Annotated in this window: 19 protein-coding genes, 1 tRNA gene and 1 other RNA gene; 15 read left to right on the forward strand and 6 right to left on the reverse strand. The window is 71.1% G+C overall.

The features are described from left to right. Positions 1 to 13: 13 nt before the first annotated feature. Positions 14 to 655 carry an SDR family oxidoreductase gene (locus CLV46_RS03195; RefSeq protein WP_100363447.1) on the reverse strand — a complete coding sequence of 214 codons (642 nt, stop codon included), beginning with the start codon at positions 653 to 655 and terminating at the stop codon, positions 14 to 16. A 39-nt stretch (positions 656 to 694) separates the two neighbouring features. On the opposite strand from CLV46_RS03195, the gene ffs reads away from it, so the two are divergent. The 6 genes from ffs (at position 695) to CLV46_RS03225 (ending at position 11,254) form a co-directional block, all read left to right on the forward strand. Then, positions 695 to 791, forward strand: an RNA gene (gene ffs, locus CLV46_RS03200) — signal recognition particle sRNA small type. 208 nt (positions 792 to 999) lie between these two features. Continuing rightward, positions 1,000 to 5,991 (forward strand): IPT/TIG domain-containing protein, encoded by a 4,992-nt coding sequence (locus CLV46_RS03205; RefSeq protein WP_100363448.1) that lies wholly within the window; start codon positions 1,000 to 1,002, stop codon positions 5,989 to 5,991. Beyond that, a complete protein-coding gene (locus tag CLV46_RS03210) occupies positions 5,940 to 8,246 on the forward strand; it encodes a DNA polymerase III subunit gamma and tau (RefSeq protein ID WP_100363449.1) in 2,307 nt (768 codons plus the stop codon). Before CLV46_RS03205 ends, CLV46_RS03210 begins: the two co-directional genes overlap by 52 nt. Continuing rightward, complete coding sequence (gene recR, locus CLV46_RS03215) at positions 8,247 to 8,846, forward strand: recombination mediator RecR (protein WP_100363450.1); 600 nt, start codon at positions 8,247 to 8,249, stop codon at positions 8,844 to 8,846. It begins immediately after the preceding gene. A gap of 79 nt (positions 8,847 to 8,925) precedes the next feature. Beyond that, on the forward strand, positions 8,926 to 10,191 hold the full coding sequence (locus tag CLV46_RS03220; protein WP_100363451.1) for an aspartate kinase: 1,266 nt from the start codon (positions 8,926 to 8,928) through the stop codon (positions 10,189 to 10,191). 10 nt (positions 10,192 to 10,201) lie between these two features. Continuing rightward, a complete protein-coding gene (locus CLV46_RS03225) occupies positions 10,202 to 11,254 on the forward strand; it encodes an aspartate-semialdehyde dehydrogenase (RefSeq protein ID WP_100363452.1) in 1,053 nt (350 codons plus the stop codon). Position 11,255: 1 nt separating this feature from the next. On the opposite strand, the gene CLV46_RS03230 is transcribed toward CLV46_RS03225, so the two are convergent. Then, a complete protein-coding gene (locus CLV46_RS03230; protein WP_100363453.1) occupies positions 11,256 to 11,891 on the reverse strand; it encodes a MerR family transcriptional regulator in 636 nt (211 codons plus the stop codon). Positions 11,892 to 11,935: 44 nt separating this feature from the next. Here CLV46_RS03230 and CLV46_RS03235 point away from each other — a divergent pair, with 44 nt between their 5' ends. Together CLV46_RS03235 and CLV46_RS03240 are read left to right on the forward strand one after the other, a co-directional pair. After that, positions 11,936 to 12,361, forward strand: coding sequence for a hypothetical protein (locus tag CLV46_RS03235; RefSeq protein WP_245866464.1), 426 nt, complete (start codon positions 11,936 to 11,938; stop codon positions 12,359 to 12,361). 77 nt (positions 12,362 to 12,438) lie between these two features. Next, the gene (locus CLV46_RS03240) at positions 12,439 to 13,098 is read left to right on the forward strand and encodes an SGNH/GDSL hydrolase family protein (RefSeq protein WP_245866465.1); all 660 of its coding nucleotides are present in this window, start codon (positions 12,439 to 12,441) and stop codon (positions 13,096 to 13,098) included. A gap of 7 nt (positions 13,099 to 13,105) precedes the next feature. Here the strand turns inward: CLV46_RS03240 and CLV46_RS03245 are convergent, their stop codons facing one another. Continuing rightward, entirely contained in the window at positions 13,106 to 13,885 is a 780-nt protein-coding gene (locus CLV46_RS03245) for a sulfite exporter TauE/SafE family protein (protein WP_170028517.1), read from the reverse strand. Between the two features lie 82 nt (positions 13,886 to 13,967). Here CLV46_RS03245 and CLV46_RS03250 point away from each other — a divergent pair, with 82 nt between their 5' ends. From CLV46_RS03250 to CLV46_RS03280, 7 genes are all read left to right on the forward strand, one after another. After that, positions 13,968 to 15,398, forward strand: a complete 1,431-nt coding sequence (locus CLV46_RS03250) for a malate:quinone oxidoreductase (protein ID WP_245866997.1) — start codon at positions 13,968 to 13,970, stop codon at positions 15,396 to 15,398. Positions 15,399 to 15,637: 239 nt separating this feature from the next. Beyond that, positions 15,638 to 17,281, forward strand: a complete 1,644-nt coding sequence (locus CLV46_RS03255; protein ID WP_100363457.1) for an ABC-F family ATP-binding cassette domain-containing protein — start codon at positions 15,638 to 15,640, stop codon at positions 17,279 to 17,281. Between the two features lie 76 nt (positions 17,282 to 17,357). After that, positions 17,358 to 18,455 (forward strand): Rv2578c family radical SAM protein, encoded by a 1,098-nt coding sequence (locus CLV46_RS03260; protein WP_100363458.1) that lies wholly within the window; start codon positions 17,358 to 17,360, stop codon positions 18,453 to 18,455. A 118-nt stretch (positions 18,456 to 18,573) separates the two neighbouring features. Then, on the forward strand, positions 18,574 to 19,776 hold the full coding sequence (locus CLV46_RS03265) for a sensor histidine kinase (protein WP_100363459.1): 1,203 nt from the start codon (positions 18,574 to 18,576) through the stop codon (positions 19,774 to 19,776). Beyond that, on the forward strand, positions 19,773 to 20,960 hold the full coding sequence (locus CLV46_RS03270) for a hypothetical protein (protein ID WP_157802202.1): 1,188 nt from the start codon (positions 19,773 to 19,775) through the stop codon (positions 20,958 to 20,960). The genes CLV46_RS03265 and CLV46_RS03270 overlap by 4 nt, the downstream gene beginning before the upstream one ends. Next, a complete protein-coding gene (locus tag CLV46_RS03275; RefSeq protein WP_100363461.1) occupies positions 20,950 to 21,633 on the forward strand; it encodes a response regulator transcription factor in 684 nt (227 codons plus the stop codon). The genes CLV46_RS03270 and CLV46_RS03275 overlap by 11 nt, the downstream gene beginning before the upstream one ends. Beyond that, positions 21,633 to 22,313, forward strand: coding sequence for a thymidine kinase (locus CLV46_RS03280; protein WP_100363462.1), 681 nt, complete (start codon positions 21,633 to 21,635; stop codon positions 22,311 to 22,313). The genes CLV46_RS03275 and CLV46_RS03280 overlap by 1 nt, the downstream gene beginning before the upstream one ends. Positions 22,314 to 22,370: 57 nt before the next feature. On the opposite strand, the gene CLV46_RS03285 is transcribed toward CLV46_RS03280, so the two are convergent. From CLV46_RS03285 to CLV46_RS03295, 3 genes are all read right to left on the reverse strand, one after another. After that, positions 22,371 to 22,444 (reverse strand) — tRNA-Pro (locus CLV46_RS03285). An 83-nt stretch (positions 22,445 to 22,527) separates the two neighbouring features. Continuing rightward, positions 22,528 to 23,484, reverse strand: coding sequence for a metallophosphoesterase (locus CLV46_RS03290; RefSeq protein WP_100363463.1), 957 nt, complete (start codon positions 23,482 to 23,484; stop codon positions 22,528 to 22,530). Next, a complete protein-coding gene (locus CLV46_RS03295; protein ID WP_170028518.1) occupies positions 23,481 to 25,973 on the reverse strand; it encodes a transglycosylase domain-containing protein in 2,493 nt (830 codons plus the stop codon). Before CLV46_RS03295 ends, CLV46_RS03290 begins: the two co-directional genes overlap by 4 nt. Between the last annotated feature and the right edge of the window lie 70 nt (positions 25,974 to 26,043).

Below are 26,043 nucleotides of genomic sequence, written 5' to 3' on the forward strand. Positions count from 1 at the left end.
CGCCGCGCTGAGGTCAGGCGAGCGCCTCGGCGATCGGCGTTCCCCCCGAGACGAGCTCGAACCGGCGTCGCACGGCGCGGTCGTTGAGCAGCACCTCGGCGAGCACCGCCGCCACGTCTGCCCGGGGGATCTGCCCGCGCTCGACCTCGTCGCCGACGGTCACGGAACCCGTGCCGGGGTCGTCGGTGAGCCCGCCGGGACGCACGATCGTCCAGTCGAGGTCACGACCGGCGACATCCGCATCCGCCTCGCTCTTCGCGCGCAGGTACACCTGGAACACGTCGTCGGACTCGGGGTCGAACTCATCGGCCCCGATCGCACTGACGATGACGTAGCGCCGCACGCCCGCCTTCTCGGCGGCGTCGGCGAGCAGGATCGCCCCGTCGCGGTCGAGGGTCAGCTTGCGCTCCGCCCCGCTGTTCGGCCCGGCTCCCGCGGCGAAGACGACCGCATCCATGCCCTCGAGCTTCTCGGCGAGCGTGTCGACATCGGCCTCCTCGAGGTCGAGCAGGATGCCCTCGGCACCCGCTGATTCGACCGCGGCGAGATGGTCGGGGTTGCGCACGATGCCGAACGGTTGCGAGCCGGCGTCCGCGAGCAGTCGAGCGAGCAGCAGGGCGATCTTGCCGTGTCCTCCGGCGATGGCGATCCTCATACCGCCAGGCAACCATGCCGGGCTGCGGGTACACTGGATACCGGCTCCTCGCGTGGCGCCATCCAGGCCAACTCCCCCAGGGCGGAAACGCAGCAAGGGTAACCGGGCTCTGGCGGGTGCGCGAGGGGTCTTTTTCGTCCCCGCCCGGGTCTTCGGGCCCGGACGGGTTGTTCTGCCCTCGGTCATGGGGCTAGCCCCGGATGCCCCAGCGGCGTTAGAGTCCGAACACCGGTGCACCACGCGAACCGCAGGGCGACGGACGAACCATCCCGTCACCGAGGCAAACCACTTCGGACCGCCGATCGCAGCCTGCCGGGTTGGATCTATCTGTGGGGGATGGGGCGATGGGCCATTCGAGCCTGCCTGCGAGCGCGCGCCGGAACAGTCGATCGGCGATCGCCGCACTCAGCATCACGACGCTCGTCGCCGGGATGCTCACACTCGGGGCCGGCTCGGCCTCCGCTGCTCCGGGCGATCGGTCGAGCGCGGAAGGGCAATTCCTCTCCGGGTCACTGCTCGGCACGCTGAGCGCGCCCCAACTGGCCCTGCTCGGCAGCACGCAGGCCGAGAGCGACGGGTCTACGAACGAACTCGACCGCGATCCGCTCGACCCCTCCGTCTTGGAAGCCCTCGTCGTGGACCTCCCCGGCGGAGTGCAGCTTCCGATCAGCCTCGCCGACGTGGGGCTGCTGAGCTCCTACGCTCGGGCGGACGACGACGCGACCTCGACGGGAGCGTCCGGACTCGTGGCCGAGAGCGGCGGCATCGGCGTCGGCGCGGTTCCGGGTGGCGTGCCGGGCGAGCTGACGCTCGGCCTCGAGGATGTGCTCGGCGACGAGTTCGCGGCGGAGGTCGCCGACTTGCGCTTCGAGCTCGGAGCGCTCAGCGCGAGTGCGACGTCGGTCGAAGGCGGGCAGCCCGTCGGCGACTACGAGATCGTCGGCGGTGAGCTCGTGGTCGACAGCGTCACGCTCGGCGGCATCACCTCCGCGGTCACGACGACGGTCGCCGAGCTGCAGGGCTCGATCGCCGGTCCGCTCGCCGATGCCGGCACGGGGCTCTCGGACGGCGTCGCCGGCGTCGTGAGCGACACCCTCGGAGGCCTCGGTCTGCTGCGGGTGGACACCGCGGTGGGCACGGTCACCGTCGATCTCGCGGCCGCCATGGCGGGACTCCCGACGGTGCTCGGCGAGGGCACCCCCGTCACCGTCGACCTCGCCTCCGGGGTGCTGCGAGTGGACCTCGCCGCGCTCGGTGCCGGACTCAACGGCCGGGCGCCGAACAGTCCCGTGCTCGACGCCGCGACTCTCGACGCGGTCTCCTCCACCGTGCTCGGACTCGTGCAGACCTACGTGAACGACGTGCAGACCCGCCTCACCCGTGCGCTCGACAGTGCCGCGGTCGACGTCTCGGTGACGGCGAGCCTCGGGCTCGTGCCGCTGCCCCTGCTCTCCGTCACGGTGCGGGGGACGCTCGGACAACTGCTCACGGCACCCGCCATCGGGGACTCGCCGTTCGTCACGATCACCGCCCTCGGCGCGGCCGACGTCTCCGCTCTGACCGACGCGCTCGTGCTCGGCGCGGTGCAGCCGGTTCTCGGCACGCTGCAGACCGGACTGACGGGCCCCCTCACCACGGCGGTGTCCGGACTCCAGTCCCGCATCGTGACCCCGGTGACGGGAGCCCTGCAGCCCGCGCTCGTCGCCCTCGACGAGGTGCTCTCGGTCACCGTGAACGTGCAGGAGCCGACCCCGGCCGTCGCGGGACGACCGTTCTCGACGACCGCACTCCGGATGGCGCTGCTGCCCCGGGGGCCGATCCCCGAGCTGCTCACCCTCGACGTCGCCACGGGGCGCGTCGGCGCCAACTCGCTCGCGGTGCCGCCCACACTCGCGAGCATCGTGCCCGACGAGGGTCCCGTGACCGGGGGCACCGCGACGGTCATCCGGGGCACGGGGTTCACCGACGCGACCGGAGTCACCTTCGACGGCATCCCGGGCACCGGATTCGAGGTCGTCGACGACGGTGAGATCCGCGTCACGAGCCCCGCCCACGCCGCCGGAGCCGCCGAGGTCGTCGTGCAGCATCCGGCGGGTGCCTCCGAACCGCTCACGTTCGACTACGTCGCCCCCGACGCCCCGTCGATCATCGACCTCGCCCCCCTCTCCGGACCGGAGAGCGGCGGCACCGAGGTGACCATCACCGGCGTCCGGTTCACCGGGGCCACCGCCGTCACCTTCGGAGGCGCGCCCGGTACCGCACTCGACGTCGTCGACGACACGACCATCGTCGTCACGACCCCACCGGGGGTGGGCACCGTCCCGGTCGTCGTCGAGCACCCGGATGGGTCCTCGGCGCCCGGCTCCTTCACCTACGTGCCCGAGGGTGCCCCGGCGGTCGCGAGCCTGAGCCCGGATTCCGGTCCGGTCGCGGGAGGCACCCCGGTGACCATCATCGGCACCGGGTTCACCGGCGTCACCGAGGTCGCGTTCGGAGGTGTCCCGGGCACCGGGCTCCAAATCCTGTCCGACACACGGCTCACCGTCGTCACCCCCGCGCACGTCGAGGGCCGCTTCCCCGTGATCGTCACCGGTCCGGCAGGATCGTCCGGTCCCGCGGGCTTCACCTTCGTGGCTCCCGAGGCGCCCGTCGTGCTCGACCTCGCCCCCCGATCCGGCCCGACCTCGGGCGGCACGGAGGTGACCATCGTGGGCAGCGGCTTCACGGGAGCGACCCGCGTCGACTTCGGCGGCGTCCCCGGCAGCATTCCGCGGGTGCTGTCGGACACGGAACTCGTCGTGACGACACCCGCCCGCGCCGCGGGTCCCGTCCCGGTCGTCGTGCGGCACCCCGCCGGGGATTCGAACCCCGGATCTTTCACGTTCATCGCGCCCGACGCGCCCACCGTGCTCGCACTGGCCCCCGACTCCGGCCCCGAGGCCGGAGGAACCGCCGTCGTGCTCACGGGCGACGGGCTCACCGGGACGACCGGCGTGACGGTCGACGGCTTCCCGGCCGACTTCACCGTCGTGGACGACGACACCATCCACCTCGTGACGCCGCCCGGCGCGCCGGGACCGGCCGACGTGGTCGTCCAGCACCCGGACGGCGACGCCGCGCCGCTCGCGTTCACCTACCTCGCCCCCGGCGCGCCGGCCCTCACCGGCATCACGCCGACCTCCGGCCCCACCATCGGCGGCACCGCCGTGACCATCACCGGTACCGGCTTCACCGGCGCGACCGGGGTGACCTTCGGCGGCGTGCCCGCGAGCTCGGTCGTGGTCGTCGACGACTCGACCGTCACGGCCCTGACGCCCGCCCGGCCCGCCGGGCCCACCGTCGTCGTCGTGCAGGGGGCGGCCGCGGCATCCAACCCGCTCGGCTTCACCTACCTCGTGCCGCCGGCGCCCGTTCTCACGGCGCTCGAGCCGCAGAGCGGCCCGAGCGACGGAGGCACCCGGGTCGTGCTCACCGGCACGGGGTTCACCGGCTCCACCGGAGTGCTGTTCGGTCTCGAGCCCGGCATCGAACCCCTCGTCGAGTCGGACACGCGGATGAGCGTCACGACGCCGCCGCACGCGCCCGGAGCGGTCGAGGTCGTCGTCGAACACCCGGGCGGCCCGTCCGGCCCGGAGATGTTCACCTACCTGCCCCCGGCCCCGAGCCTGCTGGCGATCGACCCGGCTGCGGGACCGGTGAGCGGCGGCACCGTCGTCACCCTCACCGGCACGGGTCTTCTCGGCGCGACCGGCGTCACCTTCGACGGAGTCCCCGGCACCGCCTTCGAGTTGCTCGGCCCGACCGTGCTGCGCATCACGACCCCCGCCCACGCCGCCGGCGTCGTGGACGTCGTCGTGCAGCATCCCTCGGGTGCGTCGGACCCGCTCGACTTCACCTACGTCGCGCCCGGGGCGCCGGCCCTCGGCCGTGTGCTGCCGGACCACGGGCCCGTCGCCGGCGGCACGGAGGTGACCCTCATCGGTTCCGGATTCACCGGGGCGACCGGCGTGACCTTCGGTGGTGCGCCCGCCACCGCGGTGACGGTCGTCTCCGACACCGAGATCCGTGTGACGGCACCGCCCGGTGCCACGCCGGGCACCGTCCCGGTCGTCGTGCAGCATCCGGCGGGCGGGTCGAACCCGCTGCCCTACACCTACCTCGCCCGGACGGCTCCCGTCATCGCCTCCCTCAGTCCGTCCGAGGGGCCCGACGCCGGCGGCACCGAGGTGCTCATCACCGGCACGGGCCTCACCGGCACCACCGGTGTGACCTTCGGCGGCATCCCCGCGACCGGTCTCGTGGTCGACGGTGACACCGCGGCGCGCGTCACGACGCCGCCCGGCACCGGCTTCGTCGACGTGGTCGTGCAGCATCCCGGGGGAGCGTCGAACCCGCTCGAGTACACCTATCTGTCCGACGCGGCCCCGGCGGTGAGCTCCGCCGACCCGGGCTGGGATTACGTCAGCGGCGGTGCGCGGATGCGCATCCTCGGCGTGCGGTTCAGCGGAACGACCGCGGTGGTCTTCGACGGCGTCGCCGGCGACGACCTCACGGTCATCGACGACCGCACGATGGAGGTCACCGTCCCGGCGAACGCGGAAGGTCCCGCCGAGGTCGTCGCGCTGAGTCCGGAGGGACCGTCCAACGCCTGGCAGTTCCGTTACCTCCGGGTGGGCACACCGGTCATCGCATCCCTCTCGCCCGGCTCCGGTCCGCTCACCGGCGGAACGGTCGTGACGATCGACGGCACCGGATTCGCGAACGCGACCGGCGTCACCTTCGGGGGAGTGTCGGCGACGGACGTCGAAGTGCTGAGCGACGACCGCATCCGGGCGACCACGCCCCCGGCGACCGACCCCGGCACCGTCGACGTCGTCATCGTCGATCCCGACGGCGCCGACCTGCCCGGCGGTTTCACCTACCGTCCGGCCGGCGACTCCGGCCCGGGGACCCCCGGTGCACCCGGCCCTGGCTCGGAACCGGCCGGCGGCACGGGAGCCGGGGAGGGGGCCCGACCGACGGGCGACCGCCTCGCCGCGACCGGCGCCGAGACCGGCGACTCCGGCATCCTCGCGCTCATGCTGCTCGTCGCAGGGCTCGCTCTCGCTGTCGCCCGCCGTCGGGCGACCCGTGCCGTCGCCGGGCCGGCGACCGGGGCCGTCGTGGCGGCCGGAACCCCGCGGAGCGGTGGCGGCCGACCGGGCCGCCCCCACCCGGGCGGACCGCGAGTCCACCGATCGTCGACGCCGTCGGCGGCGTCCGAGGCGGCGTCTATCCTGGGGGAGTGGTCACCGCCCTCTACCGCCGCTACCGGCCGGAGACATTCGCCGAACTGATCGGCCAGTCGCAGGTGACCGATCCGCTGCGGACGGCGCTGCGCACCGACCGGGTCGGACACGCCTACCTCTTCAGCGGTCCGCGCGGATGCGGCAAGACGACGTCCGCGCGCATCCTCGCCCGCTGCCTCAACTGCGCCGAGGGCCCGACCGACACCCCGTGCGGCGTGTGCCCGAGCTGCGTCGAGCTCTCGCGCGAGGGCAGCGGCTCGCTCGACGTCGTCGAGATCGACGCGGCGAGCCACAACGGCGTCGACGACGCGCGCGACCTGCGTGAGCGCGCCGTCTTCGCCCCGGCGCGCGACCGGTTCAAGATCTTCATCCTCGACGAGGCGCACATGGTGACGCCGCAGGGCTTCAACGCGCTGCTGAAGATCGTCGAGGAGCCGCCGGAGCACGTGAAGTTCATCTTCGCGACCACGGAGCCCGAGAAGGTCATCGGCACCATCCGCAGCCGCACCCACCACTACCCGTTCCGTCTCGTGCCGCCCGCGCAGATGCTCGAATACGTGCAGCAGCTGTGCGACAGCGAAGGCGTCGGCGTCGAGCCGGGCGTGCTACCCCTGGTGGTGCGAGCCGGCGGCGGATCGGTGCGCGACACCCTGTCGCTGCTCGACCAGCTCATCGCCGGATCGGAGCCCTCGACCGGCTCCGGTGCCGTCGACGTGCGGTACGAGCGGGCCGTCGCCCTGCTCGGCTACACCCACGGTGCGCTGCTCGACGAGGTCGTCGATGCGCTCGGGCAACGCGACGCGGGCGGCGTGTTCGCCTCCGTCGACCGCGTGATCCAGACCGGTCAGGATCCGCGGCGCTTCGTCGAGGACCTGCTCGAGCGCCTGCGCGACCTCATCGTCGTCGCTGCGACGGGCGAAGGCGCCGGCGCGGTGCTGCGCGGCGTCACGCCCGAAGAGCTCGAGCGGATGATCGTGCAGGCGTCCGCGTTCGGGGTCGCCGAGCTGTCGCGCGCCGCCGACGTGGTGAACAGCGCGCTCACCGAGATGACGGGGGCGACCTCGCCGCGCCTGCATCTCGAGCTCATGATGGCGCGCGTGCTCCTGCCCGCGAGCGACGACACCCAACGCGGTGCGCTCGCACGGGTGGAGCGGCTCGAGCGCCGCATCGGCATCGACGACGCCGACGGGGGCGCGACCCCCGCACCGCGCCCCGAACCGGCTCGTGCCGCGACTCCGTCCGTCGCACCGGCGTCCCCTCCCGCCGCACCCGCACCCGCACCGGTGTCCGCTGCGCCCGTCGCCCCGCCGGCCGCCGCCGCGGCACCCGCTCGTGCCGCCAACGACGCTCCGGCTGCCCCCGCCGCTGCCTCCGACCCGGCGACGCCCGCCACTCCGGCACGACCGCGGCCCACCGGCCCCGTGACCATCCAGCAGGTGCGCGACGCCTGGCCCGAGATCCTCGACGCGGTCGAGCGCGCGAAGCGCACCGCGTGGATGGTCGTCTACACCTCCCAGGCGCGCGCGCTCGACGACGACGTGCTCACCGTCGTCTTCGCGAACGAGACGGATGTGGCGAGCTTCCGCCAGCAGCAGGGCGCCGGCGAGAGCGTGAGCGAGCTCCTCCGTCGTGCCATCCACGACGTGCTCGGCATCCGGGTGAAGTTCATCGCCCGCGTCGAGCCCGGCTCGGCGCGGTCGGCTCGCGCGGACGGCGCGACCACTTCGTCGGCCGGCCCTACGGAACCCGCGCCCGCCGCTGCCGCGCCGCCCGCCACCGCGTCGACCCCCGCCACCGCGCCGGCCCCGGCCGCCGTGCCGGAGGCCGTGACCCCTCCGCCTACCACCTCGGAGACGAGCGGTGGGTGGGCCGTCGTGCAGATCCCGACCTCCGACCCGACCCGTGTCGACGAGGAGCCGACTCCCGGTCGCCCCGCCGAGCGTCCCTCGCCGCCGTCGACCGGTCCCGCCACCGCGTCGCGTGCCGAGGCCCCCGCGCGACCCGCGCCGACGCGCACGCCCGCCGCTCCCGCCGACGACGACGGACCCCCGCCGCTCGGTGACGCGGACGCCCCGCCAGAGGAGCCCGAGCCAGACGACTACACCGGCCCCGCGCTCGCGCCTCCGCGCCCCCCGGCTCCCACGACGCCCGCTCCGCGCGCGGAACCGCGGCGCCAGGCGCCGCGCCCGACGATCGGGGGCCGTCAGCGCTACGGCGAGTCGGTGGTGCGCGAGATCCTGGGGGCTCGATTCATCGAGGAGCAGGTCGTGCAGCCGCGCGTCGTGCCGCGAGCGGAGGGCTGAGTGTACGAGGGCATCGTCCAGGACCTGATCGACGAGCTCGGCCGGCTGCCGGGCATCGGTCCGAAGTCCGCGCAGCGCATCGCGTTCCACATCGTGCAGACCGAGAGCTTCGACGTCACGCGGCTGTCCGAGATCCTGCGCGATGTGCGCGAGAAGGTGCGCTTCTGCTCCATCTGCGGCAACGTCGCCGAACAGGAGACCTGCAGCATCTGCCGTGACCCGCGCCGTTCGCCGGCCACCATCTGCGTGGTCGAGGAGGCGAAAGACGTCGTCGCGATCGAACGCACGCGCGAGTTCCGCGGCCTCTACCACGTGCTCGGCGGGGCCATCAGCCCGATCGACGGCATCGGCCCCGACGACCTGCGCATCCGGCAGCTCCTGCAGCGCCTCGCGGACGGCGTCGTGACCGAGGTCATCATCGCGACCGACCCGAACCTCGAGGGTGAGGCGACCGCGACCTATCTGACGAGGCTGCTCATGCAGCCGGGACTTCGGGTCACCCGCCTCGCCTCCGGCCTGCCCGTGGGCGGCGACCTCGAGTACGCCGACGAGGTCACCCTCGGCCGCGCCTTCGAGGGCCGCCGCGTCATCGAGCACTGAGCCCTCGACCGCGCGGCGTAACACGCTCGACCCCGCCGGTATGCTGGGCAGTCGGACCGGCGTCATCAGGAGTGCCCACGTGAGCTTGATCGTGCAGAAGTACGGGGGGTCGTCGGTCGCCGACGCCGAGAGCATCAAGCGCGTCGCGAAGCGCATCGTCGAGACCCGCAAGGCGGGCAACGACGTCGTCGTCGTGGTGAGTGCCATGGGCGACACCACCGACGACCTGCTCGACCTCGCCGGCAAGGTCACCCCGCTGCCGGAACCGCGCGAACTCGACATGCTGCTGAGCGCGGGCGAGCGCATCTCGATGGCGCTGCTCGCCATGACCATCAAGGGCATGGGGCATGACGCGCGCAGCTTCACCGGCAGCCAGGCCGGCATGATCACGGATGCCCGACACGGGGCCGCCCGCATCGTCGACGTCACCCCGGTGCGCCTGCGCGAAGCACTCTCCGAGGGTGCCATCGCGATCGTCGCCGGATTCCAGGGCTTCAACCGCGACACCCGTGACATCACGACGCTCGGCCGCGGCGGTTCCGACACGACGGCCGTCGCCCTCGCTGCCGCCCTCGACGCCGACGTCTGCGAGATCTACACCGACGTCGACGGCATCTTCACGGCCGACCCGCGCATCGTGAAGTCGGCGACCAAGATCGACCGCATCACGAGCGAGGAGATGCTCGAACTCGCGGCGGCCGGATCGAAGGTGCTGTACATCCGCGCAGTGGAATATGCCCGTCGACACGGCGTTACCCTTCACGTGCGGTCGTCGTTCTCGAACGCCGAGGGCACGATCGTCTACAACCCCGAGGACGGTGCGAAAGTGGAAGAGCCGATCATCTCCGGCGTGGCCTCCGATCTGAGCGAGGCCAAGATCACGGTCGTCGGCGTGCCCGACATCCCCGGTAAGGCCGCGCACATCTTCACGATCGTCGCCGGCACCGGCGCGAACATCGACATGATCGTGCAGAACGTCTCGGCCGCGAACACCGGGCTGACCGACATCTCGTTCACCCTGCCGAAGTCGGACGGCACGGCGACGATGCAGGCGCTGCAGGCGGCGAAGGGCGAGGTGGGCTTCGAGAGCCTCCAGTTCGACGACCAGATCGGCAAGCTCTCGCTCGTCGGCGCCGGCATGCGCACCAACGCGGGCGTGAGCGCCCGCTTCTTCTCGGCGCTGCGCGATTCGGGCATCAACATCGAGATGATCTCGACGAGCGAGATCCGCATCTCGGTCGTCACCCGTGCCGACAGCCTCAGCGAGGCCGTGCGCACGGTGCACAGCGCCTTCGATCTCGACAGCGACGTGGAAGCCGTCGTCTACGCCGGCACCGGCCGATAGGGGAAACGACATGAACCAGGGTGTGAGGATCGGCGTCGTGGGCGCCACCGGTCAGGTGGGTGCCGTCGTGCGTCGGCTGCTCGAGGAGCGGGACTTCCCGGTCGCCGAGATCCGTTACTTCGCCTCGGCGCGCAGCGCGGGCACGACACTGCCGTGGAAGGACCAGCAGATCGTCGTCGAAGACGCCTCGACCGCCGACCCGAGCGGTCTCGACGTCGCGATCTTCTCCGCCGGCGCGACGACGAGCCGCGCGCAGGCCCCCCGCTTCGCGGAGGCCGGCGTGCTCGTCATCGACAACTCGTCGGCCTGGCGCATGGACCCCGACGTCCCCCTCGTCGTGAGCGAGGTCAACGCGGACGCGATGGCGGATGCGCGCAAGGGCATCATCGCGAACCCGAACTGCACCACGATGGCGGCCATGCCGGTGCTGAAGGTGCTGCACGAGGAGGCCGGTCTCGAGCGGCTCGTCGTCAGCACCTACCAGGCGGTCTCCGGTGCGGGTCTCGCGGGCGGCGAGGAGCTGCTCGAGCAGGCACGCGCCGTCGTCGCCCAGGACGCCATCCAGCTCGTGCACGACGGCTCGGCCGTCGAGTTCCCCGAGCCCGGCAAGTTCCCCAAGCGCATCGCGTTCGACGTGATCCCCCAGGCGGGCAACTTCGTCGACGACGGCCTCGGCGAGACCGACGAGGAGAAGAAGCTCCGCAACGAGAGCCGCAAGATCCTCGGCCTGCCGGAGCTCCGCGTGAGCGGCATCTGCGTGCGCGTGCCCGTGTTCACCGGTCACTCGCTCGCCATCAACGCCGAGTTCGCCCGCCCGCTCTCGCCGGAACGCGCGAAGGAACTGCTCGCCGACGCCCCCGGCGTCGCGTTGAGCGAGGTGCCGACGCCTCTCGAGGCGGCCGGACAGGACCCGAGCTTCGTCGGCCGCATCCGTGCGGACGAGGGTGTACCGGATGGGCGCGGCCTCGCCCTCTTCGTGAGCAACGACAACCTGCGCAAGGGTGCCGCCCTCAACGCGGTGCAGATCGCCGAGCTCGTCGCGCAGCGCCTCGTCACCGCCTGAGTCAGCCCGCCGAGGGCTCGGCGCTGCCGGGTTCCGCACCCCTCAACCGCCGGTAGGCGGCATCGTGGTGCGCCAGACGGCGCATCGCGAGCAGTACGGGCTCGTACAGGGTCGTGCCGATCACGCTGTACTCGACCGCGGCCGCCGGGTCGTCCGGCACTCCGGAGATGTCGAATTCCGCGATGGCCCGCACGTGCTCGCCGTAGACGGCGAGGCGTTCGTCCGACATCGGCATGCCCGCCGCTTCCGCGGCCTCGAGAGCACGTTCCAGTTGCGCGACCCCGGCGTAGGAGGGATCGCACACCTGACCGAGCCGTTCGAGCACGGCTCGCGCCCGCGGGGCGTCGCCGGTGGCATCGGTGTAGGGCGGAAGTGCGGCGATCGCACGTCCGAGGTTGTCGAAGGGGTCGGCGACGGGCTCGTCGATGACGGCGATGACCTCGCGGGCCTTCTGCACGGACAGGCCCACCACGTCGGTCAGTGCCTTGATGAGGCGCAGCCGCTTGAGGTGGCGTTCGTCGTAGCGCGCCTGCGTCGCGCCGGTCGACTCCCCGGGCATGAGCAGACCCTCGCGCAGATAGTACTTGATGCTCGCGAGCGGCACACCGGATCGTTCGACGAGTTCGGAGACGCGCATCCTGCCCCTTGTTTCGGATAGTGCCACTATCTAAAGTGGGAACCGTGACTATCCAACCACAGACGGCCATCCTCATCGGCGTGCTCCTCCTCGCGCTCATCACGGTGGAGTCCGGTGGGTACTTCCTCACCCGGGTCGCCCGCGGAGCCGTGCCGGCGAACGCGCTGCAGCAGAAGTTCTTCCGTGCCGGGCACGCGCACGCCGCGGTGCTGCTCGTCCTCAGCATCGCGGTCCTGGGCGTCATCGACCAGGCGGCGCTCGCCGGTCCGCTCGACGCGCTCGCCCGCTACGGCGTGCCGGTCGCGGCGATCCTCATGCCGGCCGGATTCTTCCTGTCGGTACTCGGTCGTGACCCACAGCGGCCGACCCGCCTCATCCTGCTGCTCTGGGTCGGAGCGGCCGTGCTGACGGCGGGGTTGCTCGCCGCGGGGATCGGAATGATCGGTGCGGGGATCGCCGCACTCGGCTGACCCGTCTCGGGCGGCGCGGCGTAGCCTGTCGGCATGAACCGACCCGTCGTGCGGTCGAACGGCTCCGAATCCCCGTCGTGACCCGACTCGCCTCCGCCCTGCTGGCCGCCATCGTGTCGGTGGCAGTGATCGCCGCGTGCGCGCCCGTCGCCGACGTCGAGGCGCCTCCCGGCGACGGGCCGCTCGTCGCGTTCTACGGCGACTCGTACACGCTCGGCACCGGCGCGAGCGAGCCGTCGCGGCGCTGGTCGAGCATCGTGTGCGCCGAACGCGGATGGCGCGAGTTCAACCCGAGCGTCAACGGTCTCGGCTTCGTCAACAACCGCTTCGCCTACGGCGAGGGCGACGTGCCCGAGGCGATCATCGAGCAGGATCCGGACATCCTCATCGTCACGATGGGACTCAACGACAACTTCAGCTTCGACGCCCGGGCCCGGGACATCCGGCGGCAGATCGACCACGATCTCGAGCGCTTCGACGAGGGACTACCGGATGCACGGATCGTCGTCGTCGAGCCGTTCTGGTACACCGACGAACGCTCCGAGTCCGTCGACACGATCATCGGCTGGGTACGCGACGGCGCCGAGCGGATCGACGCCGACTTCGTGCCGGGTGCCTCGCGTTGGCTCGAGGGCCATCCGGAATGGATGGCCGCCGACGGCATCCATCCCGACGACGAGGGATACGCGCGGCTGGCCGAGCGGATGAGCGAGGCGCTCGACGAACTCGGGCTCTGACCCTGCGTCAGCGTCGCCGCAGCTCCCGCACGGCGAGCTGGGCGGCGGACGCCACGAGCAGCAGGGCGAAGAGGATGCTCGCGACCCGCGGGGGCAACAGGTGCGCGATCGCGACGCCGGGAAGCGACGCGAGCGTCGCCGCGACGCCGACGATCGAACCGGCGCGCCAGTCGACGAGTGCCGCCCGCACGTTGCGCACCGAGCCCGAGAGTGCGGTCGGCAGCATGACGAGCAGCGACGTGCCCTTGGCGAGCAGGTCGCTCATGCCGAAGACGGCGACGAACGCCGGCACGGCGATCGCTCCACCGCCGATGCCGAACAAGCCCGAGGCGACACCCATGACGAGCCCGAGCAGCACCAGGCCGCCGATCGTCAGCGCGTCGTATTCGACGTCGGCCCCGCGCTCCGGAACGAGCAGGGCGGTGCGCAACGCGACCAGGAGCAGCACGGCGACGAACGCCCAGGTGAGCACGCGCAACGGCAGGCGGCGCAGCAGGGCGGTGCCGAGCAGCGCCCCGGCGATCGCCCCGGGCGTCACGAGCGCGGCCGCGAGCACGTCGACCCCCTCGCCGAAGAGATAGCCGACACAACCGACGAGCGAGGTGGGCACGATGGCGAGCAGAGACGTCGCGGATGCGCGTCGCTGGTCCATGCCCGCGAACGCCAGCAACAGGGGGACCATGAGGATCCCGCCGCCCACGCCGAAGGTGCCGGCGAAGACTCCGGCGACCGCCCCGATGCCGAGCAGCACGATCGGGGTCGCCGAACCGCTCCGCCGCCGCCTCATCCGTTCGAGGGTACCGGCAGCCCACTCGTAGACTTGACGGGTGCCAGAACCCATCGACGTCGCCCTGATCGGGGGCGGGATCATGAGCGCCACGCTCGGGACCCTGCTCAAGCAGCTCGAGCCGGAGTGGGACATCCGCATCTACGAGCGACTGAGCGACCTCGCGATGGAGAGCTCCAACCCGTGGAACAACGCCGGCACCGGTCACGCCGCGCTCTGCGAGCTCAACTACACCCCCGAGAAGCCGGATGGCTCGATCGACATCACGAGCGCCGTGAAGGTCAACGAGCAGTTCCAGGTGTCTCGCCAGTTCTGGGCCCACCTCGTCGACCAGGGGCACCTTCCGGAGCCGAGCTCGTTCATCAACGCCACCCCGCACATGAGCTTCGTGTGGGGCGAGTCGAACGTCGAGTACCTGCGTAAGCGGTACGAGGCGCTCAAAGACCACCCGCTCTTCGCCGGCATGGAGTACAGCGAGGACGCCGCGCAGATCCGTCGGTGGGCGCCGCTGCTCATCCCGGGCCGTGCGAAGGCGCAGCCGATCGCCGCGACCTACATCGCCTCCGGCACCGACGTCGACTTCGGCGCGCTGACCAAGTACCTCGCGCGTTACCTCGTCGCGAACGGCGCGAAGGTCGAACTCGAGCACCGCGTCACCAACATCTCCCGCACGAAGCGCGGCACGTGGCGCATCGCGATGCGGCAGGAGATCGGCCTCACCCCGATCGAGGTCGAGGCGCGCTTCGTGTTCGTCGGCGCGGGCGGACACGCCCTCAAACTGCTGCAGAAGAGCGGCATCCCCGAGATCAAGGGCTTCGGCGGTTTCCCGGTCAGCGGGGAGTTCCTGCGCACCGACGACCCCGAGGTGGTCGCCAAGCACCGTGCGAAGGTCTACGGCAAGGCCGCCGTGGGTTCGCCGCCGATGTCGGTGCCGCACCTCGACACCCGCGTCGTCGACGGCAAGGCGAGCCTCATGTTCGGGCCGTACGCGGGCTTCAGCCCCAAGTTCCTCAAGCACGGGTCGTGGTGGGATCTGCCCGGGTCGGTGCGCCCGCACAACCTCGTGCCGATGGTGCGCGCCGGCCTGTCGAACCTCTCGCTCGTGCGCTACCTCGTCGGGCAGCTCGTCGCCCGCAGATCGACCAAGTTCGCCGCGCTGGAGGAGTTCTTCCCCGGCGCGGACCCGAAGGACTGGTACAAGATCACGGCCGGGCAGCGTGTGCAGGTGATCAAGAAGGATCCCGAGAAGGGCGGCGTGCTGCAGTTCGGCACCGAGGTGGTCGCGTCGGCCGACGGCACGATCGCGGGCCTGCTCGGCGCCTCTCCGGGCGCCTCCACGGCGGTGCCGATCATGCTCGGGCTCGTCGAGAAGTGCTTCCCCGACCGCATCGAGGCGTGGGCGCCGAAGATCGCCGCGATGGTGCCGAGTTTCGGCACCCAGCTCGCCGCGAAACCCGCGGTCGCCAAGCGGACCTTGGCCGCGACCGCGAAGAAGCTCAAGCTCACCGCCTGACCCGAGGGCACCCGCTGAGCCTGTCGAAGCGGGTCGTGGAACCGCGGGGCGACCGTTCGCTGAGCCTGTCGAAGCGGGTCGTGGAACCGGGTCTCCGCACGCGCTCCGTCGTCGACGGTTGACATCCGCTCACGGCCGGGTCTATCGTCGCTCCTCGTGAAGTTGTGACCACCCTTCCGTCCCGCGTCCGAGGCTCCGCCCGGCGGGAACATCTCGATTCTCGAGAAGGGTGGTTCCGCATGCCTGCGGTCACGACTGTTTCCAACCACATCCGCAGCGACGGCATCTCGCACGCCTACGGTGACCGACCCGTGCTCACCGACGTCTCCCTCGTCGTGGCTCCCGGCACGCGCCTCGGACTCATCGGCGAGAACGGCGCCGGCAAGTCCACGCTCCTGCGCATCCTCGGCGGGGCGGAGGTGCCCGACGCGGGCGTCGTCGCCCGCCCGGCGCGTACCGGCCTGCTCTGGCAGGAGGTGCGGGCGGCTTCGCACGAGACGCTGTCGACGCTCATCGAGCAGGCGATCGCCGATGTGCGACGCATCGAACGCGAGCTCGAGCGGGCGGCCGACGCCCTCGGCGAGGGTGACGACGACGCCGTGCGACGGTACGAGCTCGCGCTCGACGCCGCCGAGCGCGCCGACGTGTGGAGCGTGGACGCACGCCGCGACGAACTACTCGCCGGACTCGGCGTCGGCGACATCCCGCTCGAGCGGCGGCTCGAAGAGGTCTCCGGCGGGCAGCGCAGCCGGTTCGCCCTCGCCGCGCTGCTGCTCTCGCGTCCCGACGCGCTGCTGCTCGACGAGCCCACGAACCACCTCGACGACGACGCGGCAGCATTCCTGCAGCGACAGCTCGTGGCCTGGCCCGGTCCCGTCGTCTTCGCGAGCCACGATCGGGCGTTCCTCGACGAGGTGGCGACGGAGCTGCTCGACATCGACCGGACGCGGCGCGGGACGACGCGCTTCGGCGGCGGGTACAGCGACTACCTCGCCGAGAAGGCGGCCGAACGCGCCCGGTGGCAGGAGCAGTACGAGGCGGAGCAGCGCGAACTCGGCCTGCTGAAACACGCGGTCGCCGAGACCGCGCGCAACATCAACCACGATCGCCCGATCCGCGACGGCAACAAGATGGCGTTCGGCATGCGCGGCGACAAGGTCGAGCAGCAGAAGAGCCGGCGCATCCGCAACGCCCGCGGTCGCTACGAGGAGCTGCTCGAGACCCAGGTGCGCAAGCCCCGCGAGCCGCTGCGCTTCTCCGGGATCCCGCGCGGATCGCACGCGCTCGACGACGACGGACTGCTCGTGCAGCTGACGGATGCGCGCATCGACGGCCGACTGGAGGTGCCGAGCCTGCAGATCGAGCCGACCGCGCGCATCCTGCTCACCGGTCACAACGGTGCGGGCAAGTCGACCCTGCTGCACGTGCTCGCCGGCACGCTCCACCTCGACGCGGGATCGGTGCAGCGCCGGAAGGGACTGCGCATCGGACTGCTCGAGCAGGACGTGCGCTGGGCGGATGCGACCCAGTCGCCGCGACGGATCTACGAGCGTGCCGTGGGGGAGCGGCGGGCGGAGGCGCTCTCGCTCGTGTCGCTCGGGCTCGTCGCACCGCGCGACGTGGACCGGCCGGTCGGTGTGCTGTCGATCGGGCAGCAGCGGCGGCTCGCCCTCGCGCTCATCGTCGCCCGGCCGCCGCACGTGTTCCTGCTCGACGAGCCGACGAACCACCTGTCGCTCGCCCTCGCGACCGAACTCGAGGACGCCCTCGGCGGGTATCCCGGAGCGGTCGTCGTGGCCAGCCACGACCGGTGGCTCCGGCGGCGCTGGGAGGGTCAGCGGCGCGAGCTGCGCAACGGGCGCCTCCTGCCGGCCTTCGGCTGACCCCGACGGGCCCGGCCACTTGTCCGGGCCCGTCACCGGGCTTGCCGATCGTTCGAACGTGTGTTCGAATGAGGGAATGCGGTGGAGCGGGCAGGAACTGAACGAGGAGAGCCCGGATGCGCTTCCCGGGCTCGCGAAGCTCAACAACCTCGTGCGCAGCGTGCAGACGCCGGAGTTCGCCGGCATCACCTTCCACGAGGTACTCGCCAAGAGCGCGCTCAATCGCGTGCCCGGGTCGTCGTCGGTGCTGCCGTACGGATGGACGATCAACCCGTACCGCGGATGTTCGCACGCGTGCGTCTACTGCTTCGCCCGACCGACGCACGAGTACCTCGACCTCGACTCGGGTGAGGATTTCGACCGCCAGATCGTGGTCAAGGTGAACGTCGCCGAGGTGCTCGTCGGCGAGCTCGCGAAGCCGTCGTGGCAGCGTCACCCGGTCGCTCTCGGCACGAACACCGATCCGTATCAGCGAGCGGAGGGCCGGTACCGCCTCATGCCGGGCATCATCGCGGCGCTCGCCGAGAGCGGGACGCCGTTCAGCATCCTCACCAAGGGCACCCTCGTGCGCCGCGACCTCGATCTGCTCGCGGAGGCGAACGAGCACGTTCCGGTCGACCTCGCCATGTCGATCGCGGTGTACGACGACGAACTGCAGCAGCGCCTCGAGCCCGGCACGCCGAGCACGAGTGCCCGGCTGGCGACGGTCGCCGCCATCCGCGAGCGGGGCCTGCCGTGCTCGGTGTTCCTCATGCCGATCCTGCCCTACCTCACCGACACGCGCGCTCACCTCGACGACGCCCTCGCCCGGGTGAAGGCCGCCGGCGCGACGGAGGTGCTGCACTCCGCGTTGCACCTCCGCCCGGGCGTGAAGGACTGGTTCATGGGCTGGCTCGCCCGAGAGCATCCGGAACTCGTCGACCGTTACGGGGACATGTACGCGCGCAGCGCCTACGCCCCGAAGGAGTACCGCCGCTGGCTCGCCGCCAAGGTGCGGCCGCTCATGCGGGCCCACGGTCTCGAGCGCGGCATGGCCGATCCGACCCACGGCTCCACCCGGTCTCGCGCGCTCGCCCGGGGTGCCGAGCGTTCGGCGCTCACGGTCGGTGCCGAGCGCTCGGCGCTGTCGCTCGAGCTCGACGCGATTCCCGGCCGGGAGCCGACCCTCTTCTGAGCGGGGCACATCCCTCCGCGCGACCGTGCGGTCCACCGTTCTCCACCCCGTGAAAAAGGGGGACAGACACGAGGCGAGCCGGTGTCATAATCAGGAGGTCCGGCTGGAAGGGGAGCCCGTGTCACTGGGTCTGCCCGCGCACCTGGCGCCCTACAGCTTGAGCCGCGCCGTCGCGCGGTGCTGCCACGCCGCGGCGGGCGTGCACCTCTTCGCCGCGGTGCTCGCCGTGACCGCCGTGCAGGTCGCGGAGCCGGCGTTGCTGCTCTGGCCCGCCCTCTTCGCCGTGCTCCCGATGCTCGTGCTCCTGCGACGGCTGAGCCGCCAGCGCACGCTGTTCAACCTCGTCGCCTATCTCGCGGTGGGTGCCGCGTGCACGTTCTGGTACGCGCTCGTGTTCCTCTCGCAACGCAACGCCCTGTCGACGGCCGACGCCTACGTGGTGGACTTCCTCGCCGTCGCCCTCGTGCTGGCGGGAGGAGCCGGGCCTCGGCCGCTGTATGCCTTGCTCGGCAGCACCCTCGGCCTCGCCCTGGGGCAGGCCACGACCGCGCTCGCGGCGGCGCAGGCGGGCCTGCCGCAGCCCCTGGATCCGGCCCCGTTCATCTGTTACGTGCTCATGGCGACGACGCTCGTGAGCCTCATCGTCACGGGACAGGGGAACCGTGCGGTGAGCCCCAACCTGCACCGCGCGGAGCGTGATGAGCGGATCTCGCGGGTGCGCTACGACATGGAGGTCAAAGCCGCCGCCCTCATGCACGACACCGTGCTCAATCACCTCGGCGCGGTCGCCGCGGCCGCGCCCGGCCCGCTCATCGACGGGCTCCGCGACCAGGTCGAGCGGGATCTGCAGACCCTCGTCGGTGAGGAATGGCTCCGCGAGGAGGCGGTCGTGCCGGCGACCCGGGGTTCACGCCGCGGCCCGCTCGACGCCGCCATTGCGGAGGGGCGGCGACTGGGACTCGACGTGCGCTTCAGCGGAGATCCCACCGTGCTCGAGCGGCTCGATTCGGAACGGGCGACGGCACTCGGCCTCGCGGTCTCGCAGTGCCTCGTGAACGTCGCGAAGCACGCGGGCACCGATGTCGCCGAGGTCGTCGTCTACGACTCGGACACCGACGTCACGGCGATGGTCGTCGACGGGGGCCGCGGTTTCGTGCCGGAGTCGACGGCGGCCGATCGCCTCGGGCTGCGGCACTCGGTGCGCGGACGCGTGCAGGCGGTCGGCGGCACCGTCGAGGTGTGGTCGACTCCCGGCCGTGGCACATCGGTGCTCATCACCATCCCGGCGACCCGCGCGCGCACGGCGGAGGTGCGCCGGTGACCGGCCGCGAACGCACGAGCCAGCAGCTGGATCCGCTCGGCGGACTCGGTGCGCGTCCGGCCACCCGCATCGTGCTCCTCAACGGGCTCGCATACGGTCTGTTCCGCACGGTCGAGCGGTGGGACAGTCTCGACCTGCCGATGGTCGGCATCGCCGCGCTGCTCACACTCGGCATCGCGACGGTGCTGCTCGATGTCGTCAGCAGCCCGCGTCGGGCGCCGATGCTGAAGTCGCACTTCGTCGCCGTCGCGCTTCTCGGGCTGACATCCCTCGTGCTGAGTCTCATGTCGATGTGGCACGGCCGGGAGCCGGTGCTCGACGACTGGGCGCCGGTCACGCTCGGGGCACTCCTCATCGCGGCGTCCCCCTACCGTCCGGCGCGGGAGCTGCTCGGCGCGACGATCCTGCTCACGCTCGCCGTCGGTTTCATCGCGTTGCTGCAGGCCGCGCCGGCCGACAGCGCGCCCGAGACGATCCAGATCATCGTGACCGCCGTGCCCGTGCTCGCCCTCGGTCTCGGGGGAGCCGCCTTCGCCGACTCGTCGGTGCGCTCGATCGAGCACTGGCAGGGCAGAGCGGATGCCGCGACGCGCGACCTCACCCGCTCGATGTACGACGGCCTCGCGCGGTCGGTGCAACAGGACCGGGTGACGATCCTCAACCGCGACGTCGTGCCGTTCTTCACCAGCCTGCTCGAGCGGGGCGAGATCACGCCGGCCGATGCCGAGCGCGCACGCCGGATCTCCGACTCCATCCGGCGGGTGATGGTCGCGGAGGTCGACCGGTCGTGGCTCGACCACGCGATCGACGACCTCGGGCGGGTGTCCGGCCGCGAGTCGCTCGGTGCCGAATCGGTCGACGATGGCGAGCGGCTCGCCCCACTCATGTCGAGCGACCAGCGCGCCGCCGTCCGCGCCCTCCTCGGCGAGCTCGTCGGTCTGACCGGCTTCGACCCCGACGGATTCTCCGTACGTCTCGCGTCCGTGTCCGGGGATCCGGTTGGTCGGCCGGAGTCCGCGGCGCGCAGCGTGCAGGTGACGATGCGGGCCCTCGTCACCGCGGGCGCTCCGGAGCTCAAGCGTCGCCTCGAGCCGTACCGCGCGGTGCTGCGCGTGCTCTTCCATGACACCGCGATCGACGTGCTGCCCCCCGTTGTGACCCTAAAATTCCGCTATGACCTCTAGCGCGGCGCCGCCGCCGGCCGTCCCGTACACGGGACCGCGGGTGCGCCTCGCAATCCTCGACGATCACGAGGTGCTGCTCGACAGCCTCAGCACCTGGGTGGGGGCCAACGCGCCCGACTTCGACGTCGTGCTGAGCGCCCGCACCTGGGTCGAGATGGTGCACAGTGCCAACTTCCCGACCGATCTGGTCTTCCTCGACTTCCAGTTGAAGGAGCCGGTGTCGATCGAGGCGCGCGTGCGCACCTGCCGCGCCGCCGGCGCCAAGGTCGTCGTGCTCAGCGGACTCGACACGCAGGAGGCCCGTGAGCGAGCCCTCGCCGCCGGCGCCGCGGCGTTCCTCAGCAAATCCCTGCCGCTGCGCGACGTGATGGACGCGGCCCGCGATGTGATGGGCCTCGGCCGTCGCGGTGAGCTGCAGCGGGACTGGCGGCCCCTGCCCGTCGGCGCCGCGAACGTCGATCGCCCGAAGCTCAGCCCGGGCGAGACGGAGGCGCTCGGCCTCTACGCGAACGGGCTCAGCACCTCTGAGGTCGCCGAGCGGATGAACGTGCAGTACGAGACCGCGAAGACCTACCTGCGGCGCGTCCGCGAGAAGTACGCCCGGGTGAACCGCCCGGCGAGCAAGAAGGCGGACCTCATCCGCCGTGCAGCAGAAGACGGGTACCTCGAGTAATGGCGAAGCTCTATTTCCGATACGGCGCGATGAACAGCGGCAAGAGCACGGCGCTGCTGCAGGCCGCCTACAACTACGAGGAGCGCGGGCAGCGGGTGCTGCTCGCGAAGCCCGCGATCGACTCGAAGGGCGAGGCGAGCATCCTCTCGCGACTCGGCGTCGCCCGGCCCGTCGACTTCACGATCGACGCGAGCGACGACGTCTACGCCCTCTTCGAGCGTGAGCGCGCGAAGCTCCGCGCGCGCACGGGTGACGACGTGAGCTGCCTGCTCATCGACGAGGTGCAGTTCCTCAGCGAGGGGCAGGTGGACGACCTGCTGCGCATCGCGATCCAGGAGGGGGTGCCGGTGCTCGCCTACGGCATCCGCACCGACTTCCAGACCGTCGCCTTCCCGGGCAGCCGCCGCCTGCTCGAGATCGCCCACTCGCTCGAAGAGCTCAAGACGATCTGCCGCTGCGGCCGGAAGGCGGTCTTCAACGCCCGCAAGATCGACGGCCGCTTCGTGTTCGACGGCGACCAGGTCGCGATCGACACGACCGGAGCCGCGGTCGGCGAGGTGACCTACGAGTCGCTGTGCGGCGCGTGCTACCTCGAGGAGTCCGGCGGCGTGCTCAACAGCGGGTACAAGCCGAAGGTCGAGTTCAGCTACGGATCTGGCCCGGACCCGGACTTCAGCTGAACCTGCCCCGGAATGCGAAGAACCCCGCTCGATGATCGAGCGGGGTTCCTTCATCTGTCGGGGTGGCGGGATTCGAACCCACGACCTCTTCGTCCCGAACGAAGCGCGCTACCAAGCTGCGCCACACCCCGATGAAGCGACCCGGAACGGGCCTCGTCAAGGATAGCCGATTTCCGGCGACGCGCCGGACGGCATCCCAGTGGGCTTGACGGGGTCAGCCCGCCGCGGTCAGAGTCAGCACCACGGCCTCCGGGGGGCATCCGAAACGCACGGGCGCGTAGATGGACGTGCCGAGGCCCGCGGACACCTCGAGGAAGGACGAGCGGCCGGAGTGGCGCCAGGTCGACAGCCCCTGCGCCTGCTCCCGCGGCACGTCGCAATTGGTGACGATCGCGGGGCGTCCGGGCACGCGCACCTGCCCGCCGTGGGTGTGTCCGGCGAAGATGATGTCCGCGCCGTGGGTGACGAGCGAGTCGAGCACACGGCGGTACGGGGCGTGCGTCGCCGCGATCGTGACCGGCTCCACCCCGCTCGACGAGTCGGACCAGGTGACGTTCTCGCGCATCTCGTCGACCGCGGCGGTCACTTTGCCGAGGCGGTCCCAACCGCGGTGCGCGTCGCCGGTGCCGAAGAACTCGAGCCGGGAGCCGCGCAGCTCGATGGCGCGCGCGGCGTTGTTCAGGTCGAGCCAGCCGAGCCGCTGGAAGAACCGGTCGAGCGCCGCCGTGTCGAGGTCCGGCTCCTCCGGACCGTGCGCTCCGGACGGGGCGACGAGGTACTTCAGCGGGTTCTTGAAGGTCGGACCGTAGAAGTCGTTCGAGCCGTGCACGAAGACACCGGGGATGCCGTCGAAGCCGGCGAGGGCGCGCTCGACCCCGACGAGGCCGTCGGCGTGGCCGAGGTTGTCGCCGGTGTTGACGATGAGGTCAGGCTCATATCGGATGAGCGACGCGACCCAGTCCTGCTTCTCCGTCTGCCACGGGGCCATGTGCAGGTCGCTGATGTGCAGCACGGTGATCGGCCGCGCACCGGGGCGCAGGATCGGGACGACCTCCTGCCGCACCTGGAACGCGTTCCGCTCGACGAACGCCCCGTAGGCGAGCGCTCCGACGCCGACCGCGGCCGCCGCCCCGAGGGCGGAGGCCGCGGAGCGGCCTACGGGAGGCGTCAACAGTTCGGCTTTCCGACGCCGAGCACGAGCGGGGTGTCCTTGCTCACGGGCGTACCGGGGGCGGGATTGACCGACACCACACGTTCGTGCGGCTCCTGCACGACGCACGCCTCGCTGATGTTCGTGAACCCGGATGCCTCGAGGGCGGTGCGCGCTGATCTCGGGCTCGGGTTGCCGGACACCACATCCGGCACCTTCACCTGGGCCCCGTTCGAGATCGACACGCGGATCGTCGTGCCGGCGGAGACGCCCGTGCCGGGGGCCGGATCGGTCGCCGCGACGGTGCCCGCGGGCTGGTCGGAGTCGATCTCGCCCGCGAGCTCGAACGCGAGGTCCGCGGCTTCGATGGCCCGCTGCGCCGCCTCGGGCGAGAGTCCGAGGAGCCCGTCCGGCACCGTGATCGAGTTGCCGGTCATGAGGCGCTGCGGAGGCTTCGGCAGCGCGTCGCCACCGTACACGTCGTTGATCGCCGCGAGGATGGGTCGGGCGACCTGGTGACGGGTCTGCGCGTACCCGAACCGGGTGGTCGGTGTCTGACCCTTGATGTTGCCGACCCAGGTCGCCGTCGTGACCTTCGTCGACGACCCCATTACCCACGTCTGGTGGAACTTCGTCGTGGATCCGGTCTTGCCGAACATCGGCGTCCCGTCATTCGGGTCGGCACCGTATCCGTTGAATGCGCGCTCCATGGCGTACATGCCGGCGGCGGCCACCTCGGCGTCGATCTCGCTCGGGCGGCACTGCAACGGCTGCTCGCCGAGCTCTTCTCCCGCAGGGGAGACGATGCGGGTGATCGCGCGCGGCGCACAGTACGTGCCGTTGTTCGCAATGGTGGCGTACGCCGCCGCCATGGTCAGCGGTGCGACATTGTCGTTGCCGAGACCGAGCATGAACGACGGGACCTCGTCATGGATCGGATCGCCGTTGGCCGAGTGGATGCCGAGGCTGTTGCCGATCTTCGAGATGTCGCACATGTCGAGTTTGAGCGCCATCTCGATGAACGCGTTGTTGACCGAGTCGATCGTCGCGTTGAGGACCGACATGCGGCCCGTGCCGCTGTCGTTCTTGATGTCCCACGGAGCGCCGCCGTAGCCGCCGTTGCACGAATTCGTGAACGCGGACTGCTGACGCAGCTTGCGGGTGCCGTCGACGACCTCGTTGAGGCCGTGGCCCGCCTTGAGCCACGCCAACAGGGTCAGCGGCTTGAAGGTCGATCCCGTCTGGAATCCGCCGGATCCGCCGTAGTCGAAATCGGTGTTGAAGTTCACCGAACTCCGGGTCGGGTCGGTCTCCGCTGCGGGCGTGTTGTCGTAGATCTTGTTCTCGGCCATCGTGACGATCCACCCTGTGCCGACCTCCATCGACGTCGAGGCGGCACCCAGCGGCATCCGCGTCTCGGTGTTGGGGGCACGACGCTGCACCGTGTCCTGCGCCACGGTCTGCAGGTCGAGGTTCAGGGAGGTGTAGATGTCGTAGCCGCCTAAACGGAGGTTCTGGTCACGCTCCGCGCCGACCTCGCCCAGCATGGACAGCGACGGATCGAGCTTCAGCACGCGTTGCACGTAGTCACACCAGAACTTCGCGTAGTCGTGCGCGTAGAGGCACCCGCTCTTCGGGTCGTTCACGACCACGGTGGTCGCGTCGACCGGCGTTGCGATCGCGGCGTCGTACTCCTCCTGGGTGATCTTCTCGTCCTCGAGCATGCGGGTGAGGATCTGATCGCGGCGCTGCTGGTTGGCCGGGTAGTTCTCGGGCACGGCAAGGTTGCGGGCGCCGGGCTCCTGCACGATGCCGATGAGGCTCGCGGCCTGCGCGATGGTGAGGTTGGCCGCCGTGGTGTTGTAGTACCGCTGCGCTGCGGCCTCGATGCCGTAGGTGGTGCCGCCGAAGCCGGCGATGTTGAGGTACGCGAGCAGGATCTCGTCCTTCGAGTACTTCTTCTCCATCTGGATCGCGAGGCGCATCTCGCGGAGCTTGCGGTCGAACGACTGCTCCTGGGCGGCCTCGATGCAGTCGCCCATCGTCTGCTCTTCGGAGTCGCCGTCCTGGTAGCACTGTTGGATGAAGATGTTCTTCACCAGCTGCATCGTCAGGGTCGACGCGCCGCTCTCGATCCCGCCGGAGCTCAGGTTGCCGATCGCGGCACGCACGACCGACTGCACGTCGACGCCGCCGTGCTCGTAGAAGCGGCGGTCTTCACCGCTCGTGAGCGCGTCCTTGGCGTACTGGGACACCTGGTCCCAGCCGACCTGTTCGCGGTTCTGGTCGAAGATCGTCGCGATCTGCACGTCCTGACCGCCCTGCTTGGCGAAGATGCGCGTGCGCTCGCCCTGCTGGCCGATCTCGATGTAGCTCGGGAGGTCTTCGAACACCTTGATCGAGGTGCTCGCGGTGAGGCCGGTGACGGCGAGCGCGGGGGTGACCATGACGGTCACGAGGAGTCCAGCGAGAACGCTGAAACCAAGCATGCCGACGATGGCCCCGAGCACACCGCTAGCCTTGGATTTTTGGGCAGACATACCATCAAGGGTACGCGATGGCGTGCCGAGACAACCTGGA

The organism is Diaminobutyricimonas aerilata, from assembly GCF_002797715.1.
In the GTDB taxonomy this organism is placed as follows: domain Bacteria; phylum Actinomycetota; class Actinomycetes; order Actinomycetales; family Microbacteriaceae; genus Diaminobutyricimonas; species Diaminobutyricimonas aerilata.